General features: G+C 62.3%; 13 protein-coding genes and 1 pseudogene. 8 read left to right on the top strand and 6 right to left on the bottom strand.

Annotation, left to right across the window (positions count from 1 at the left end; all coding sequences use genetic code 11):
* Nucleotides 1–40: 40 nt before the first annotated feature.
* From SERRSCBI_RS05345 to ybbA, 3 genes are all read right to left on the bottom strand, one after another.
* Nucleotides 41–1,447, bottom strand: a complete 1,407-nt coding sequence (locus SERRSCBI_RS05345; protein WP_033642138.1) for a sugar porter family MFS transporter — start codon at nt 1,445–1,447, stop codon at nt 41–43.
* Nucleotides 1,448–1,804: 357 nt separating this feature from the next.
* Nucleotides 1,805–4,237: a putative ABC transporter permease subunit YbbP gene (gene ybbP / locus SERRSCBI_RS05340; RefSeq protein WP_042783823.1), complete on the bottom strand. Its 2,433-nt coding sequence runs from the start codon at nt 4,235–4,237 to the stop codon at nt 1,805–1,807.
* Complete coding sequence (gene ybbA / locus SERRSCBI_RS05335) at nt 4,234–4,920, bottom strand: putative ABC transporter ATP-binding protein YbbA (RefSeq protein WP_042783822.1); 687 nt, start codon at nt 4,918–4,920, stop codon at nt 4,234–4,236. Before ybbA ends, ybbP begins: the two co-directional genes overlap by 4 nt.
* Between ybbA and tesA the strand changes: the two genes are divergently transcribed.
* The 3 genes from tesA to SERRSCBI_RS05320 all read left to right on the top strand — a co-directional run bounded on the left by tesA (nt 4,891) and on the right by SERRSCBI_RS05320 (nt 7,264).
* Nucleotides 4,891–5,529 (top strand): multifunctional acyl-CoA thioesterase I/protease I/lysophospholipase L1, encoded by a 639-nt coding sequence (gene tesA, locus SERRSCBI_RS05330; RefSeq protein ID WP_162472522.1) that lies wholly within the window; start codon nt 4,891–4,893, stop codon nt 5,527–5,529. The genes ybbA and tesA overlap by 30 nt on opposite strands.
* A gap of 26 nt (nt 5,530–5,555) precedes the next feature.
* Nucleotides 5,556–6,332 carry an SDR family oxidoreductase gene (locus tag SERRSCBI_RS05325; protein ID WP_004940195.1) on the top strand — a complete coding sequence of 259 codons (777 nt, stop codon included), beginning with the start codon at nt 5,556–5,558 and terminating at the stop codon, nt 6,330–6,332.
* 77 nt (nt 6,333–6,409) lie between these two features.
* A complete protein-coding gene (locus tag SERRSCBI_RS05320) occupies nt 6,410–7,264 on the top strand; it encodes a co-chaperone YbbN (RefSeq protein WP_042783821.1) in 855 nt (284 codons plus the stop codon).
* A gap of 112 nt (nt 7,265–7,376) precedes the next feature.
* Here the strand turns inward: SERRSCBI_RS05320 and cfa are convergent, their stop codons facing one another.
* Complete coding sequence (cfa, locus tag SERRSCBI_RS05315) at nt 7,377–8,528, bottom strand: cyclopropane fatty acyl phospholipid synthase (RefSeq protein ID WP_042783820.1); 1,152 nt, start codon at nt 8,526–8,528, stop codon at nt 7,377–7,379.
* A gap of 319 nt (nt 8,529–8,847) precedes the next feature.
* Between cfa and SERRSCBI_RS05310 the strand changes: the two genes are divergently transcribed.
* Both SERRSCBI_RS05310 and SERRSCBI_RS05305 read left to right on the top strand, forming a co-directional pair.
* Nucleotides 8,848–9,753 carry an SPFH domain-containing protein gene (locus SERRSCBI_RS05310; protein ID WP_004940203.1) on the top strand — a complete coding sequence of 302 codons (906 nt, stop codon included), beginning with the start codon at nt 8,848–8,850 and terminating at the stop codon, nt 9,751–9,753.
* A gap of 2 nt (nt 9,754–9,755) precedes the next feature.
* Nucleotides 9,756–10,217: an NfeD family protein gene (locus SERRSCBI_RS05305; RefSeq protein ID WP_033642133.1), complete on the top strand. Its 462-nt coding sequence runs from the start codon at nt 9,756–9,758 to the stop codon at nt 10,215–10,217.
* Here the strand turns inward: SERRSCBI_RS05305 and cueR are convergent.
* Nucleotides 10,214–10,614 (bottom strand): annotated as a pseudogene (gene cueR / locus SERRSCBI_RS05300) (Cu(I)-responsive transcriptional regulator). The gene SERRSCBI_RS05305 and the pseudogene cueR sit on opposite strands and share 4 nt — an antisense overlap.
* Before the next feature lie 107 nt (nt 10,615–10,721).
* Here cueR and copA point away from each other — a divergent pair.
* The 3 genes from copA to ybaK all read left to right on the top strand — a co-directional run bounded on the left by copA (nt 10,722) and on the right by ybaK (nt 15,081).
* Nucleotides 10,722–13,433: a copper-exporting P-type ATPase CopA gene (copA, locus tag SERRSCBI_RS05295; RefSeq protein WP_042783819.1), complete on the top strand. Its 2,712-nt coding sequence runs from the start codon at nt 10,722–10,724 to the stop codon at nt 13,431–13,433.
* A gap of 133 nt (nt 13,434–13,566) precedes the next feature.
* Nucleotides 13,567–14,373: a TraB/GumN family protein gene (locus SERRSCBI_RS05290; protein WP_033641125.1), complete on the top strand. Its 807-nt coding sequence runs from the start codon at nt 13,567–13,569 to the stop codon at nt 14,371–14,373.
* 228 nt (nt 14,374–14,601) lie between these two features.
* Nucleotides 14,602–15,081, top strand: coding sequence for a Cys-tRNA(Pro)/Cys-tRNA(Cys) deacylase YbaK (gene ybaK, locus SERRSCBI_RS05285; RefSeq protein ID WP_042783818.1), 480 nt, complete (start codon nt 14,602–14,604; stop codon nt 15,079–15,081).
* Between the two features lie 10 nt (nt 15,082–15,091).
* Here ybaK and dacB read toward each other — a convergent pair whose 3' ends face one another.
* Complete coding sequence (dacB, locus tag SERRSCBI_RS05280) at nt 15,092–16,558, bottom strand: D-alanyl-D-alanine carboxypeptidase/D-alanyl-D-alanine-endopeptidase (RefSeq protein WP_042783817.1); 1,467 nt, start codon at nt 16,556–16,558, stop codon at nt 15,092–15,094.
* Nucleotides 16,559–16,779 lie beyond the last annotated feature (221 nt).

The following is a 16,779-nucleotide window of genomic DNA, read 5'->3' as shown; positions in this document are numbered from 1 at the left end:
AGGTTCAGCCCAGGCTGAACCTTTTTTATTGCCGCAAAGATCAACGCGAGCCGATATTACGCAACGGTTTGCCGGCCATCAGATTGCGCTCAATGTGTTCCAGTGAAATATTTTTGGTTTCCGGGATCAGCGCCAGCGTGATGAAAACAAACAGCACGTTAAGCCCCGCGTAGACCCAAAAGGTGTGAGCGCTGCCCAACGAATTCAGCATGGTCAGGAACGTCGCTCCCACGATCATATTGGCTATCCAGTTAGTGGCGGTGGAACAGGTGATGCCGAAATCGCGGCCTTTCAATGGCTGGATCTCTGAGCACAGCACCCAAATCAGCGGGCCGGCGCTCATGGCAAAACCGACGATAAACATCAGCAGCATGACGATGGCGAAATATTGTTCCGCCGCCGAGTTCATGCCGATATTCATCATGGTGCCCAGCGCCCCCATGCCGACGGCCATCACGATAAACCCAAGGATCAAAGTGGGCTTGCGGCCCCAGCGGTCAACCAGCCCAATAGCGATAAAGGTGGCCAGCACGTTGACCAGACCGACGATCACCGTGCCCCACATCTGCTGTTCCGTACTGGCGAAGCCCGCCAGACCGAAAATCTTCGGCGCGTAATACATGGTGACGTTCATCCCGGTGAACTGCTGCATCACCTGGAGAAGAATGCCAAGGAAAACCGCGCGGCGGAAATTTTTATTGCCTTTGAACAGCGCCCAACCGCTTTGCTTCAGTTTGAGGCTTTCACGAATTTCATTCAGCTCATACTGCGCCTGGGCACTGCTGTCGCGCAGCTTCTCCAACACCTGACGCGCTTGCTCATGGCGATTACGCGAGGCCAACCACCGCGGGCTGTCAGGCAAAAAGAACACGCCGACCAACAACAGCCCGGCCGGGATGGTGATGACACCCAACATCCAGCGCCAGGCGCCGGTATAGCTGAATGCCGTATCAGACAGGTAAGCGGCCAGAATGCCGATGGTGATCATCAATTGATACATCGAGATCATGCTGCCGCGGATTTTCTCCGGCGCGATTTCAGAAAGATAAATCGGCGCGGTATAAGAAGCGATCCCCACCGCCAATCCCAGCAGAATACGTGAAACGATCAACACCTCCACGTTGGGAGCGAACGCAGAACACAGCGATCCCGCCACGAAGAGGATTGCGCCGATCATCAAACTGTATTTGCGCCCCAGCCGGAAGTTCATCCAGCCGCTGCCGATGGCGCCGACGGCGGCGCCAAACATCATTGAGCTGACCACCCACTCCTGCTGAGAGCTGGTGATCTGAAAAGTGTCGGTAATAAACGGCAGGGCGCCGGCGATCACGCCGATATCAAGACCGAACAGCAGGCCGGCCAAGGCGGCTAAAAAACAGACGAAAAAAGTCATGCCGACATGAGTCGGGCTTTTCTCCGCCGGTGTCACTTTGACGGTATCGCTCATACAGCCTCCAGGAGAAAACGGTCATCAGTGTGCGACATGATAGGAGGCAATGCGTCGGAGATAAGTGAGTGCGATCACATTAGTGAAAACGGTTACATTCCATTAAATCTTTTTAGGCCGTTTTTTATGGCGGATGAATTCACTTAACACATGCATAACCCTCTAAATTAATGCGTAAAACAGGCAAAGCTGGCCCGCTATCCGCTACACCGATGACCAATGGCAAACGTATCGATATGACATAAATGTAATCGATTTCACAATGAATGGGCATGAAGAGGAATTGCGCCAGTGACGCGCGAAAGAAAATCGGCAGGCCCGGCCACGCTTGGCGGCAACGGGCCTGCGATCGCCAGATCAGCCATCATAACTGCGGAACAGCGCCCGGCCGCGCAACAAGCGCACGCCCAGCCAGCCGCCGCACAGCGACAGCAGCAGCGCGCTGGCCAGCGGCAGCGCCCACCACAGCACCGGCGTCGGCGTCCACGGGAAGTCGAACACCCGGCTTTGCAGCAGCCACAGCGCCGCCTCGGCCCCCACCGCCGCCGCGATGCCCGCCACCAGCCCCAGCAGGGCAAACTCGCACCACAGCGTGCGACGCAGCAGCCGTTTACCGGCGCCCAGCGTGCGATAGACCACCAGCTCCTGCCGCCGCTGACGCATGCCGACCTGCACCTGCGCCAGCAGCAGCAGGCCGCCGCACAGCACCACCAGCACCACCATCACCTCCAGCGCGCGGCTGACCTGTTGCAGCACGCCGCCGACCTGTTTCAGGATCGCGCCGATGTCCAGCAGGCTGAGCGTTGGGAACTGGCGGTTGAGCTGGGTCAACATCCGGCCCTCGCCGTCGTAGCGGAAGCTGGTGAGCCAGGTCTGCGGCTGGCCGTCCAGCGCGCCCGGCGGGAAGATAAAGTAAAAGTTCGGCTTCAGGCTTTCCCAATCCACCTGGCGCAGGCTGGTGACTTTGGCGCTGAACGCCTGGGTATCGCCGCTGAAGGTCAGCGTGTCGCCCAGCTTGATCTTCAGCCGCCCGGCGATGCCTTCATCCATCGAGACTTCGCCGCTTTTCGGCGGCCAATTGCCCGCCACCAACGGATTGTGATCCGGCAGTTCGGCCAGCCAGGTCAGGTTCAGCTCACGGTTCACCGCCTCGCCGCCCGGATCGTCCTCATGCACCCGTTCGGTCGCCACCTGCTGGTTTATCTCGGTCAGGCGCACCCGGACGATCGGGTAATAGGTTTCCGGTTTGATCTGGTGCTGCTGCAGGAAGGTTTTCACCTGCGGCACCTGCGCCTCGGTCATGTTGAGCAGGAAATAGTTCGGGCTGTCCGGCGGCAGCTGTTGCTGCCAGCGTTCGAGCAGATCGCCGCGCAGCACCAACAGCAGCGCCAACAGCATGAACGACAGCGAGAACGCCGCCAACTGGCTGATGGTCACCCACGGCTGATGCAGCAGGCGGTTGACCGCCAGCCGCAGCGCCAGACTCTTGAGCGTGATGCGGCGCAACAGCAGCAGGCTGCCCCACCCTATACCGCCCAGCAGCAGCGCCAGCACCGCCATGCCCGCCAGGATCGCCCACAGCAACGTGCTGGCTCCCATCAGCAACACCAACAACGCGACCACGATCGCCGCCGTCACCGGCAGGAAGTAGCGCAGCGGCCAGACGTTGGCCGCCACATCGCGACGCAGCACCCGCAGCGGCTGGGTGGCCAGCAACTGGCGATACGGCCGCAACCCGACCAGCAGCGAAATCAGCACCAGCGCACCGAGCGCCCACAGCCACGGCCAGACGCCGGCGGCGGGCAACGCGGCCGGCAACACCGGCTTCAGCAGGCGAATCAACAGCGCCTCGAACGCCAGCCCGATCGCCCCGCCGCACACCGCCGCCAGCGCCATCACCGCCAGCCACTGGCCGACGATCAATTTGCGCAGCGCGCCGCGCCCGGCGCCAAGGGTTTTCAACACCGCGATCAGATCGTAGCGGCTGCGGCAATAGTGGCTCATCGCCACCGCCACGGCGGCGATCGACAACAGCAGCGTCAGCAGGGCCGACAACAGCAGGAACTGTTGGGAGCGCTGCAGCGACTTGCCCAGCGCGCTGCCGGATTCCTGCAGCCCGAACCAGCGCTGATCCGGCGTCAACTGCGGCGTCAGCCGTTCTTCGTAACGCTGAATATCCGGCTCGGCGCCGGCGAACATGTAACGATAGGTCAGGCGGCTGCCCGGCTGCACTGCGCCGGTCTTATCGACGTCCGCCAGGTTGATCATGATGCGCGGCGCGGTCTGGAATGGATTGAAACCGGCGTCCGGCTCCTGAATGATTTCACCGGCGATGCGCAGCGTGGTGTCGCCCACCTCCAGCGAATCCCCCACTTTCACGTTCAGCAGCGCCAGCAAACGCGGCGCCACCAGCACGCTGCCCGGTTCGGGCTGGATGTTGGCCGGGCGCGTTTCCAGCTTGCCGTACAGCGGATAGGCCAAATCGGTGGCTTTCACGTCCGCCAGCTGCGGCCGATCGCCGGCATAGGTCATGGTGGTGAACGACAGCTGACGGCTCACCTTCAGCCCTTGTTGCTGCGCGTCCAGCAGCCAGCCTTCCGGCACCGGATGCGCGCTGCGCAGCACCCGATCGCCGGCGATAAAATCGCGGCTCTGCTGGCTGAGCCCTTTGTCCATGCGATCGCTGATGCTGCCCAGCGCCAGCACGCAGGCGACGGAGAGCGTCAGTGCCAGCCACACGATCAGCAGCGACGGCGAGCGCCATTCGCGCCAGAACCAGCGCCAGATCATTCTTCCTCCCACAGCTTGCCTTCGCGCAGCCGCAGCCGCCGCTGGCAGCGCGCCGCCAGGGTTTCGTCATGGGTCACCAGGATCAGGGTGGTGTCAAAATCGCGGTTGAGGGAAAACAGCAGGTCGGCGATGCGATCGCCGGTCTGACGATCGAGGTTGCCGGTCGGTTCATCAGCGAACAGCACCCGCGGTCGGCCGCTGAAGGCGCGCGCCAGCGCCACGCGCTGCTGCTCGCCGCCGGACAGCTGCGCCGGCAGGTGATCGAGCCGTTTCCCCAGCCCCAACTGCTCGAGCAGCTGCACCGCCTGCTCGCGGCTCTGTCTGTCGCTCTCGCCGCGCAACAGCGCCGGCAGTTGCACGTTCTCCAGCGCGTTCAGCGTCGGCACCAGCATGAACGACTGAAACACGAAACCGACATTCCTGGCGCGCAGCGCGGCGCGCCCCTCTTCGTCCAGCGCGGTCAGCGACTCGCCGAGCAAGCGTACCTCGCCTTCGCTGCCGTCATCCAGCCCGGCCAAAATGCCCAGCAAGGTCGATTTCCCCGATCCGGATTCGCCGATCAGGGCGATCGTCTGCGCGGGTTTGACAAGCAGCTCGACTCCGGTAAGGATGGTGAGCTGATGCTCACCCTGACCAACGTGTTTACTAAGATGATGAACTTCAAGAACGTTTTCCGCTGGCATCTTCCCTTCCTTTTGCTGTTGGGATTATTCAGTTTACGCGCTGCCGCCGCCGATACCTTGTTGATTTTAGGCGACAGTTTAAGCGCCGGTTACCGCCTGCCGATCGAGCGGGCGTGGCCGACGCTGTTGGCCGAACAGTGGCAGAAAAAACCGGGTGCGCCGCAGCTGGTCAACGCCAGCATCAGCGGCGACACCGCCGCGCAGGGGCTGGCGCGTCTGCCCGCGCTGCTGAAACAGCATCAGCCGCGCTGGGTGCTGATCGAGCTGGGCGCCAACGACGGCCTGCGCGGCTTCCCGGCGCAGGACGTACAGCGCGATCTCGGCCAAATCATCACGTTAGTGCAGCAGGCCGGCGCGCAGCCGCTGCTGATGCAGATCCGCATCCCGCCGAACTACGGCCGCCGCTATACTGAAGCGTTCGGCGCCGTCTACCCGGCGCTGGCCAAGCAGTTCAACATTCCGCTGCTGCCGTTCTATATGGAACAGGTGGTGGTGAAGCCGGAATGGATGCAGGATGACGGATTGCACCCCAATGGGGACGCCCAGCCGTTTATCGCCACCTGGATGGCGGAGCGCCTGGAGCCTCTAGTAAAGCATGAGTCTCACTAAATTAGGGTCGTACACTAGGTAAAGTTATGCAAAAAGCGGTATTGATAACCGGCTGTTCCAGCGGGATTGGCTTGATTGCGGCGCAGGATCTGCGCAACCGCGGCTACCGGGTGCTGGCCGCCTGCCGCAAACCGCAGGACGTGGAAAACATGCGCCAGCTCGGGCTGGAAGGCATCGAGCTGGATCTGGACGACAGCGCCAGCGTCGAGCGCGCCGCCGCCGAGGTGATCGCGCTGACCGACGGCCGACTGTACGGTCTGTTCAATAACGGCGGTTTCGGCGTTTACGGCCCGCTCAGCCGCATTTCGCGCAGCCAGCTGGAACGGCAGTTCGCCACCAACCTGTTCGGCACCCACCAACTGACCCAGCTGCTGTTGCCGGCGATGTTGCCGCACGGCGAAGGGCGGATCATTCAGACCAGTTCGGTGATGGGCCTGGTCTCCAGCGCCGGGCGCGGCGCCTACGCCGCCAGCAAGTTCGCGCTGGAAGCCTGGTCGGACGCGCTGCGCATGGAGCTGCACGGCAGCGGCATTCAGGTCAGCCTGATCGAACCGGGGCCGATCTCCACCCACTTTAGCCAGAACGTCAATCAGGCGCAGAGCGACAAACCGGTGCACAATCCCGGCATCGCCAAGCGCCTGACGCTGCCGCCGGAGGCCATTCTGCCCAAACTGCGCCACGCGCTGGAAAGCCCGCGCGCCAAACTGCGCTATCCGGTCACCCTGCTGGCGCACGCGATGAGCGTGCTGCGCCGCATTTTGCCGGGCCGCTGTCTGGATTGGCTGCTGCGCAGCAACGCTTAATTCGCCCGACGGGGTTGAAGAATGGCGGCGCGCCCCCATCTACACCCCATGGCTCCGCACGATCAGAGAGAAAAAAGATGCTAGCTCAAGCTGTTGTTGATATTAACGAAACTAACCTGCACCAGACGCTGGAACAATCGATGTCCACACCGGTGCTGTTCTACTTCTGGTCCGAGCGCAGCCAACACTGCCTGCAGCTCACGCCGGTGCTGGACAAGCTGGCGGTGGAATACGCCGGTCAGTTCATTCTGGCCAAGGTAGACTGCGACGCCGAACAGATGATCGCCTCGCAATTCGGGCTGCGTTCCATTCCGACGGTCTACCTGTTCAAAGACGGTCAGCCGGTCGACGGCTTCCAGGGCCCGCAGCCGGAAGAAGCGATCCGCGATTTGCTGCAGCGTTTCCTGCCGAAGGAAGAAGATCTGAAACTGGCACAGGCGCAGGAGCTGCTGGCCGCCGGCAACGCCGCCGAAGCGCTGCCGCTGCTGAAAGACGCCTGGCAGAGCAGCCAACAGCGCAGCGACATCGGCCTGACGCTGGCCGAAACTCAGATTGCGCTCAGCCGCAGCGAAGATGCTGAAGCGGTGCTGGCGACCATCCCGCTGCAGGATCGCGATACCCGCTATCAAGGTCTGGTGGCGCAGATTGAATTGTTGAAGCAGGCGGCGGACACGCCGGAAATCCAACAGCTGCAACAGCAGGTGCAGCAGCAGCCGGACAACGTCGAACTGGCGGTGCAGCTGGCGCTGCAACTGCATCAGGTCGGGCGTAACGAAGAAGCGCTGGAACTGCTGATGGGGCATCTGAAGAAAGATCTGGCCGCCGCCAACGGCAGCGCGCGCAAAACCCTGATGGACATTCTGGCCGCGCTCGGCACCGGCGACGCGCTGGCCGCTAAATATCGCCGCCAGCTGTACTCCCTGCTGTACTGATATCCGTCATACTTGAAGCTGCATCCAGGCGGCAAATGTGAGAAGCCCTGGGCGCTTAGATAACTAAGTGACCAGGGCTCGAACGTGCAGCCAGCTTGAAATATGACGGGGATTAGCGATAGACCCGCACCCCGCCCTCCACGCCCGCCGGGCTGAACAACACCTGCCACAGCTGAATGTTGCGCGAACGGAACGCGCCGGCGCAGGCGTTCAGGTAATAGGTGAACATGCGTTCGAAGCGCTCGGAATAACCGCCCATCAGATCCGGCCACACCCGTTTGAAATTCTCCAGCCAAGCCATCAGCGTGCGATCGTAATCGGCGCCAAAGTTGTGCCAATCCTCCATCACGAAACGCCCTTCGCTGGCCTCGGCGATATGCCGCACCGAAGGCAGGCAGCCGTTGGGGAAGATGTATTTGTCTATCCAGGCGTCGACGTTGAGATCGGTCTGATTGGAACCGATAGTGTGCAGAAGGAACAGACCGTCGGGCTTCAGGTTGCGCGCCGCGACGCTGAAGTAGGTCTCATAGTTTTTCGGCCCGACGTGCTCAAACATGCCGACCGACACGATGCGATCAAACTGCCGATCCAGATCGCGGTAATCCTGCAGCAAGATCTCGACGTCCAGCCCGGCGCAGCGTTCCTGCGCCAGCTTCTGCTGCTCGGCCGAAATGGTCACGCCGTGCACCGAGACGCCGTAGTTTTGCGCCGCAAACTGCGCCAATCCGCCCCAGCCGCAGCCGATATCCAGCAGCGTCATGCCCGGTTTCAACTGCAGTTTTTCGCAGATCATCCTGAGCTTGGCCTGCTGCGCCTGCTCCAGCGTCTGCGCCTCTTTCCAGTAGCCGCAGGAGTATTGCATATAAGGATCGAGCATCGCCCGGAACAGGTCGTTGCCGATGTCGTAGTGCTCTTTGCCCACCTGCCAGGCGCGCTTGCGCGATTGGCGATTGAACAGCCGGGCATAGGCGATGCGCGCGATGTCGCTCAGGCTTTTCGGCAGCCGTTCATCGACGCCGGCCTGCAGAATGCGGGTGAACAGCATGTCCAGCCGTTCGCACTCCCACCAGCCGTCCATATAGCTTTCGCCGAAGCCGAGCGAGCCTTCCTGCAAAATGCGTTTGAACAGCGCCGGGTTATGCACCCGGATATCCCAGGCGCGCGGGCCGTTGATGGCGACGCCGGCTTCCGCCAACATCTCCTCCACTATGCGATACCAGCGATCGTTCTTCTGGGCGAGTTCATCAACACTGAGCGAATCCATAACAATCCTTGGCCGAAATGTCATTTCAAAAAGCATAGTCGCAAATGAAAATGACAAATTTTTGACGGTAAACACGGGGGTGTTTTTACTCTAGCCAAGGCGAGCAACATCATGAAATGAATAAAAATTATTGAAATCATGCCATTTAGGCATACTTATTTTTCAGCTGTGCCACACTTGTCGTGACAACACTCTGTTCCAGACGCGGGATCCACCGCTCGCGGGTTGCGTCAGCGCCCTGGATTAAGTCGCGGTATCAGTAGGCATTTTTCCGGCGCTGTCGTAATATCTGTTTACATATGTCTGACAGGAGGTTTGCATGCTTACTTTTATTCCCATCGTGATCGTCGTCGCGCTGATTGTGGTGTTCGCCGGCGTCAAAATTGTGCCGCAGGGGTTCCAATGGACGGTAGAACGCTTCGGTCGCTATACCAAGACGCTGATGCCGGGCCTGAACCTGGTGGTGCCGTTCATGGACCGCATCGGTCGCAAAATCAACATGATGGAGCAGGTGCTGGACATCCCTTCCCAAGAGGTGATTTCCCGCGATAACGCCAACGTCGCCATCGACGCGGTGTGCTTTATCCAGGTGGTCGATCCGGCGCGCGCCGCCTACGAGGTCAGCAACCTCGAACAGGCGATTGTCAACCTGACCATGACCAACTTCCGCACCGTGCTCGGCTCGATGGAGCTGGACGAAATGCTGTCGCAGCGCGACAGCATCAACAGCCGCCTGTTGCACATCGTCGATGAAGCGACCAATCCTTGGGGGGTGAAAATCACCCGTATCGAGATCCGCGACGTGCGGCCGCCGGCGGAACTGATCGCCTCGATGAACGCCCAGATGAAGGCCGAGCGCACCAAGCGCGCCGACATCCTGGAGGCGGAGGGGGTGCGTCAGGCGGCCATTCTGCGCGCCGAAGGGGAGAAGCAATCGCAGATCCTGAAGGCCGAGGGCGAACGTCAGTCGGCGTTCCTGCAGGCGGAAGCGCGTGAACGCGCCGCCGAGGCCGAGGCGCGCGCCACCCAGTTGGTGTCCGACGCCATCGCCAGCGGCAACATTCAGGCGGTGAACTACTTCGTGGCGCAGAAATACACCGATGCGCTGCAGAAGATCGGTTCCTCCAACAACAGCAAAGTGGTGATGATGCCGCTGGACGCCAGCAGCCTGCTCGGCTCGATCGGCGGCATTACCGAACTGCTGAAAGAAAGCAAAGGCAAATAATCATGCTCGAACTGATCGCGGCGAATCCGCTGTGGTTCTGGCTCTCCCTCGGGGGCGTGCTGCTGGCGGCGGAAATGCTCGGCGCCGGCGGCTACCTGCTGTGGAGCGGCGTGGCGGCGCTGTTGGTCGGCGCCTTGATCTGGCTGCTGCCACCACTTTCCTGGGAATGGCAAGGCGTGATCTTCGCCGTCCTGACCGTCGTCGTCGCCTATCTGTGGTGGTACTGGCTGCGTCGCCGCCCGGCGGCCGCATCCGGCGGTTCGCCGGTGCTCAACCAGCGCAACCGTCAGCTGATCGGCACCCGCGCCACGCTGACGGAGCCGATGCACAACGGCATGGGGCGCATCAATATCGGCGACAGCAGCTGGCGCGCGCAGGCGGCGGAAGATCTGCCCGCCGGCACCGAAGTGGAAGTGGTGGCGGTGGAAGGGGTCACGCTGGTGATCCGTGCCATCAGCCGTTAATTAGAACGACAACACCCCGCCAGGTTATTGATGATGGGGCACTCCGCCCCTCGTCGCCCGGGCATTGTTCCGCCAGCGTCAACAGGCGCTGGCGCATGTTCCCCAGCTCGCTGATGTGCTTTTCGATCTCCGCCACCTTCTGCAGCGTGCGCGCCTTCACGTCGGCGCTGTGGCGGGCCGGATCGTTGAACAACGCTACCAGCTCGCGGCACTCGTCCAGGTTGAAGCCCACCTGCCGCGCCTGACGCAGCAACGTCAGCTCTTCGACATGCTTGGCGGAATAGTGGCGGTAACCGTTGTCGCTGCGAATCGGGGCGGTAATCAACGCTTTCTCTTCGTAAAAACGAATCGTCTTGCTGGTTAACCCGGTTTTTTTCGCGACGTCGCTAATATTCATTTTCCCTCCTTGACCTTACCCTTGCTGGAAGGTTTAAGCTCCATTCTTAGTGAAAACAGGTCAGGCGGTCAACCTTTAAACACCGCCTCTACGCAAGGAGTTCAATCATGTCACACACCACTATGCTGGCATTGCAGGGGTTGTCCTGCATGAACTGCGCGCAGCGGGTGAAAAAAGCCCTGGAAAGCCGCAGCGATGTCGAACAGGCGGAGGTTAACGTCCATTACGCCAAAGTGACCGGCGAAGCGCCGGACAGCGCATTGATCGACAGCGTGATCGCCGCCGGCTATCAGGCAGAAGTCGCGCCGCGCGCCGACACCGAATTACAGCTGAGCGGCCTAAGCTGCATGCACTGCGTCGGCAGCACCCGCAAGGCGCTGGAAGCGGTGCCGGGCGTGTTCGCCGCCGACGTCGAGATCGACAACGCGAAAGTGTACGGCGATGCCGATCCGCAGGCGCTGATCGCCGCGGTGGAACATGCCGGTTATCACGCCAGCGTGGCGGGCGCCGTCGTCCCAAAAACTGAGCCGTTGACTGACGCAACACCTTCGTTGCCGGACGTTCAGCCAGCGGCGCAGCCTTCTCTTCCGGCAACCGACAGCGCGGACGACAGCGTACAGCTGCTGCTCAGCGGCATGACCTGCGCCAGCTGCGTCAATAAGGTGCAGCAGGCGCTGCAAAGCGTTCCGGGCGTGGAGCATGCGCGCGTCAACCTGGCGGAGCGCAGCGCGCTGGTGACCGGTGCCGCCGATGCGCAGGCGCTGGTGGCGGCGGTGGAAAAAGCCGGCTACGGCGCCGAGATGATTCAGGACGAAACCGAACGCCGCGAACGTCAGCAACAGACCGCACGCGCCAACATGAAGCGCTTTAGCTGGCAGGCGGCGCTGGGGCTGGCGTTGGGTATCCCACTGATGGCCTGGGGGCTGTTCGGCGGCAGCATGACGCTGACGCCGGAAACCCAGCGCCCCTGGCTGCTGGTCGGCGTCATTACCCTGGCGGTGATGGTGTTCGCCGGCGGGCACTTCTACCGCAACGCCTGGCGCGCATTGATGAACGGCAGCGCCACCATGGATACCCTGGTGGCGCTCGGCACCGGCGCCGCCTGGCTCTATTCGATCGCCGTCAACATTTGGCCCGATTTCTTCCCGATGGAGGCGCGTCACCTCTATTACGAGGCCAGCGCGATGATCATCGGTTTGATCAACCTCGGCCATGCGCTGGAACAGCGCGCCCGCCAGCGTTCTTCGCAGGCGCTGGAGCGGCTGCTCGATCTGACGCCGCCCACCGCGCGGCTGGTGACTGACGACGGCGAGCGCGATATTCCGCTGGCGGAGGTGCAGCTCGGCATGACGCTGCGGCTGACCACCGGCGATCGCGTGCCGGTCGACGGTGAAATCGTGCAGGGCGAAGTCTGGCTCGATGAAGCGATGCTGACCGGCGAAGCGGTGCCGCAGCAAAAAGGCCCCGGCGACACGGTGCATGCCGGGACGGTAGTCGACGACGGCAGCGTGCTGTTCCGCGCCGCCGCCATCGGCAGCCAAACCACGCTGGCGCGCATCATCAAACTGGTGCGTCAGGCGCAGAGCAGTAAACCGGCGATTGGCCAACTGGCCGACCGCGTCTCGGCGGTGTTCGTGCCGGCGGTGGTGGCGATCGCCCTGTTCAGCGCGGCGGTGTGGTACTTCTTTGGTCCGCAGCCGCAGCTGGTCTATACGCTGGTGATCGCCACCACGGTGCTGATCATCGCCTGCCCATGTGCGTTAGGATTGGCGACGCCGATGTCGATCATCTCCGGCGTGGGCCGCGCGGCGGAATTCGGCGTGCTGGTGCGCGACGCCGACGCCCTGCAGCAGGCCAGCCAGTTGGATACCATGGTGTTCGATAAAACCGGCACCCTGACCGAAGGGAAACCGCAGGTGGTGGAGATCCTGACCTTCAATCAGGTCAGCGAACAGCAGGCGCTCGGCTGGGCCGCCGCGCTGGAACAAGGCTCCAATCACCCGCTGGCGCGCGCCATCATGGAACGCGCCGCCGGGCAAACGCTGCCGCAGGTGGCGCAGTTCCGCACCCTGCGCGGCGCCGGCGTCAGCGGGGAGATCGACGGCGTGCAGGTGCTGCTGGGCAACGCCGCGCTGCTGAAACAACATCAGGTCGCGGCCGACGAACTGGAGGCGCCGATGCGCGCCCAGGCCGAACGCGGCGTGACGCCGGTGCTGCTGGCCGTTGACGGTAAACCGGCCGCGCTGTTCGCCATTCGCGATCCGCTGCGCGAGGACAGCGTAGCGGCGCTGCAGCGCCTGCACCAGCAGGGATATCAGTTGGTGATGCTGACCGGCGACAACCCGGTGACCGCCAACGCCATCGCCAAAGAGGCCGGTATCGATCGGGTGATTGCCGGCGTGCTGCCGGACGGCAAAGCGGCGGCGATCAAACAGCTGCAGGCACAGGGCCAACGCGTGGCGATGGTCGGCGACGGCATCAACGACGCCCCGGCGCTGGCGCAGGCCGACGTGGGCATCGCGATGGGCGGCGGCAGCGACATCGCCATCGAGACCGCCGCCATCACCCTGATGCGTCACAGCCTGCACGGCGTGGCGGATGCGGTGGAACTGTCGAAGGCCACGCTGCGCAACATGAAGCAGAACCTGTTCGGCGCCTTTATCTACAATACGCTGGGCATTCCGATCGCCGCCGGCGTGCTCTACCCGCTGACCGGCACGCTGCTCAGCCCGGTGGTGGCGGGCGCGGCGATGGCGCTGTCATCGATTACCGTAGTCAGCAACGCCAACCGGCTGCTGCGTTTTAAACCCAGGAAGTAAGCTCCGGGGCGCCGTCAAGGCGCCCCGCTGTTTTCCGGGCTTCCCTGCGCGGCGGATAGCGTTTAGCATGAATGACGATTTTCCCTCGCCTTGCACGCGAAAACGCGCACCCGTTATTCAGGAGCCACGCCGTATGGGTCAACTGTTACGCCGCCTCGCCGCCTTTCTCGGCCTGATCTCGCCCAAAAGTTACGCTTATCCGGCGCTGGACATCACTCTGCCGGGCGAGCGTCGGCTCCATCTGGTGGGCAGCATCCATATGGGCACCGTCGATATGTCGCCGCTGCCGCCCCGGCTGGCCGCCCGGCTGCAACAGGCCGACGCGCTGATCGTCGAAGCCGATATCACCGGCGCCGCCTCCCCTTTCGACCACGCAGAGCAACAGCCGGAGCTGGAACAGCGCCTGTCCGCCGAAGAATATCAACAGCTGCTGGCGCTGTGCCACGAACTGGGCGCCGATCCGCACGCCTTCGCCACCCTGCCCGGCTGGCAGGTGGCGCTGATGATGCAGGCGCGGCAGGCTCAGCGTCTGGGGCTGCGCGCAGAGTACGGCGTAGATTATCAGCTGCTGCAGGCCGCCAGAGCGCAGGACAAACCGGTGATCGAACTCGAGGGGGCGCAGCAGCAGTTGGCGCTGCTGGAACAGCTGCCGGAAGGCGGCATCGCGCTGCTGCGCGATACGCTGGAGCATTGGCATACCAACGCGCGGCTGCTGCAAACCATGGTGAGCTGGTGGCTGGACGCCAAACCGCGCGGTACGCTGGACACGCTGCCGGCCACCTTCAGCGCCGGGCTTTACGACGTGCTGATGCATCAGCGCAATCGCGACTGGCGGCGTCAGCTGGAGGCGCTGCCGGCCGGAGACTATGTGGTGGCGGTTGGCGCATTGCACCTGTATGGCGAGGATAACCTGCCGGCGATGCTGCAGCCGCAGGGGTAAAAAAGTGGCCAATATCGCTATTGGCCAGTCAAAGAGGAATTTCTTGTATTCTAGTTATACGCATAGCAACCGTGTTAACGGTTACAGTAAACAGGGTAGCAACCCGGTGAATATCTTGGCAACCCGCTTTATGTAACAGCCGCTCAGGTTGCCGGGCTGGTTGGATTTTTGTATTTTTAAGGCTGGTTATCACCCTTTCCCCGCCGGGGACATTTTGGACAACACATCATGACGCCCGCAGTCGTTCTGCTTGAGAAACAAAAGATCGCCTTCACCCTCCATCCTTATCACCACGACAGCGACGAAACCAACTTCGGCGATGAGGCGGTGAGAAAGCTGGGGCTGGATGCCGATCGGGTTTACAAAACCTTGCTGGTGGCGCTGAACGGCGACGCCAAACACCTGGCAGTGGCGGTCACGCCGGTCGCAACCCAGTTGGATCTGAAAAAGGTTGCCCGCGCCCTCAGCGCCAAAAAGGCCGAGATGGCCGATCCGCAGCTGGCGCAGCGCGTCACCGGCTATCTGGTGGGCGGCATCAGCCCGCTGGGGCAGAAAAAACGGCTGCCGACGGTGATCGACAGCCCGGCGCAAGCGTTCGCCACCATTTACGTTTCCGGCGGCAAACGCGGGCTGGATATTGAGCTGGCCGCCGCCGATCTGTGCCGCCTGCTGGCCGGCAGCTTCGCCGACATCGCCAAACGTGACTGACGCCGCGTACTCAGCGGCACACCACCGTGGCGTCACAGGCCGCCAGCGTTTCCACCAGGCGGTCCTCCAACGCCTTCACCTGCGCGCCGGGCACCAGATAGTTATTGCTGATGATGGCGAACGCCAGCGGCCGCCCGGTCGCCGAATCAACATAGCCGCTGAGCGACGATACGCCGGTCATGGAACCGCTCTTGGCGTGAGCGCGCCCCGCCGCCGCGCTTTTCACCATGCGGTTACGCAGCGTGCCGCCCACCAGCAACCCCGGCTCGCCCGCGACGGGCAAGGCGCGATACCAGTCGGCGAACCACGGCTGTTTTCTGGCCGCCAGCAGCAGCGTCGTCAGCTGTTGCGGCGTGATCTGGTTCATGCGCGACAGCCCTGAACCGTCCACCTGGCGATACGCGTCGGCCGCGATGCCCTGGCTTTGCACAAATCCGTTTATCGCCTGAAGGCCGGCGGCCCAATCCCCTTTGCCCTGCGTCTTGCGGCCCATCGCCTTGGTCAATATCTCGCCGTAGCCGTTATTGGACACTTTCAGGAAGGTGACGACCAGGCGGGAGAGCGGCGGCGAGGTTTTTTGCGCCAGCAGCTGTGCACCGGCCGGCGTCACGCCCTCTTCAGCGTTGCCGCGCAGGGTGATGCCGTGCGCGCGCAGAGCATGTTGCAATAAAGCGCCGACGACGAGGGCCGGTTGATCGACGGTAATCAATCGCGTGCTGGCCTCCGCCTGTGCGGCGATGGTGCCGCTGACCACGATCCGGTTGCTGCCCGGCCGGCGCTCGTACGTCAGCGCGGTGTCACTGCCGGTGGTGGTGCGATTGACCAGCGTCACCGCGTCATTGGCGGGATAGAAGCTCGCCCGTCCCGGCGCGCCGGCGCGAGCGCCCGGCCGCACATCCACCTGCACCACGTTGATATCGCCGCCGGGGGTAAAGGCGTAGTTCAGCGCCGAGATCGGCGCAGCGAAGGCGAAGGGTTCATCGTCCCAGCTCCAGCCGGTGCCGAATGGAGTTTGATCGAAGGCGCCGGCGTCCAGCAACAACCGCCCCTGTATATGACGGATGCCGCGCTGCGCCAGCGCCGCGGCGAAGGTGTCGAGATCGTCCGGATGCAGCGTCGGATCGCCGCTGCCCTGCAGATAGAGATCCCCCCGCAACGTGTCGCCGCGCTGCTCGCCGGCGGTCAGCAGCCGGGTTTCAAACCGGTAATCCGCCCCCAGCACGCCGAACGCCGCCAAAGAAGTGAAGATCTTCATATTGGAAGCCGGCGCCAAACGCTGCTCCGCGTGCGCCTGATACAGCACCTTGCCGCTGTCGGCATCGCGCACCATCACGCCGTTCGACGCCCCGGCCAACGCCTTGTCCTGGCCGAGGGCCGCCAGCGCCTGGCTGAGGGTTTGTCCATGACGTTCGCCGGATGACGAACACCCCGCCAGCGCCACGATGGCGGGCAGCAGCCAGCCTGCGGTTTTCAACATGTCATCTTCCTGTTTGCGTTATCAAAACCAAATTGTCGCTCAGGCTATCATTGGAAGGCGGCGACGTCCTGTTTTCCATTCACTGAACAACGATTTTTGCCTATTGATATTATAAAACAAGCAATAATAAGAATTGCTAAACAATCCAGGCAATAAAGTTTGAATATGAACTATATTATGTGAAACAACCTTTAATATAATGTTAATGTTTTTAATGTGTC

It is taken from the genome of Serratia sp. SCBI (genome assembly GCF_000747565.1).
In the GTDB taxonomy this organism is placed as follows: Bacteria; Pseudomonadota; Gammaproteobacteria; order Enterobacterales; family Enterobacteriaceae; genus Serratia; species Serratia ureilytica.
This window is presented reverse-complemented; position numbering and strand designations above follow the sequence as displayed.

What these genes read in the sequence shown, in the direction of transcription:
- dacB (WP_042783817.1), bottom strand. Translation starts at nt 16,558, where the DNA reads ATGTTGAAAACCGCAGGCTGGCTGCTGCCCGCCATCGTGGCGCTGGCG.
- SERRSCBI_RS05290 (WP_033641125.1), top strand. Translation starts at nt 13,567, where the DNA reads ATGGGTCAACTGTTACGCCGCCTCGCCGCCTTTCTCGGCCTGATCTCG.
- cfa (WP_042783820.1), bottom strand. Translation starts at nt 8,528, where the DNA reads ATGGATTCGCTCAGTGTTGATGAACTCGCCCAGAAGAACGATCGCTGG.
- SERRSCBI_RS05320 (WP_042783821.1), top strand. Translation starts at nt 6,410, where the DNA reads ATGCTAGCTCAAGCTGTTGTTGATATTAACGAAACTAACCTGCACCAG.
- ybbA (WP_042783822.1), bottom strand. Translation starts at nt 4,920, where the DNA reads ATGCCAGCGGAAAACGTTCTTGAAGTTCATCATCTTAGTAAACACGTT.
- ybaK (WP_042783818.1), top strand. Translation starts at nt 14,602, where the DNA reads ATGACGCCCGCAGTCGTTCTGCTTGAGAAACAAAAGATCGCCTTCACC.
- SERRSCBI_RS05345 (WP_033642138.1), bottom strand. Translation starts at nt 1,447, where the DNA reads ATGAGCGATACCGTCAAAGTGACACCGGCGGAGAAAAGCCCGACTCAT.
- tesA (WP_162472522.1), top strand. Translation starts at nt 4,891, where the DNA reads ATGAACTTCAAGAACGTTTTCCGCTGGCATCTTCCCTTCCTTTTGCTG.
- SERRSCBI_RS05310 (WP_004940203.1), top strand. Translation starts at nt 8,848, where the DNA reads ATGCTTACTTTTATTCCCATCGTGATCGTCGTCGCGCTGATTGTGGTG.
- SERRSCBI_RS05325 (WP_004940195.1), top strand. Translation starts at nt 5,556, where the DNA reads ATGCAAAAAGCGGTATTGATAACCGGCTGTTCCAGCGGGATTGGCTTG.
- ybbP (WP_042783823.1), bottom strand. Translation starts at nt 4,237, where the DNA reads ATGATCTGGCGCTGGTTCTGGCGCGAATGGCGCTCGCCGTCGCTGCTG.
- copA (WP_042783819.1), top strand. Translation starts at nt 10,722, where the DNA reads ATGTCACACACCACTATGCTGGCATTGCAGGGGTTGTCCTGCATGAAC.
- SERRSCBI_RS05305 (WP_033642133.1), top strand. Translation starts at nt 9,756, where the DNA reads ATGCTCGAACTGATCGCGGCGAATCCGCTGTGGTTCTGGCTCTCCCTC.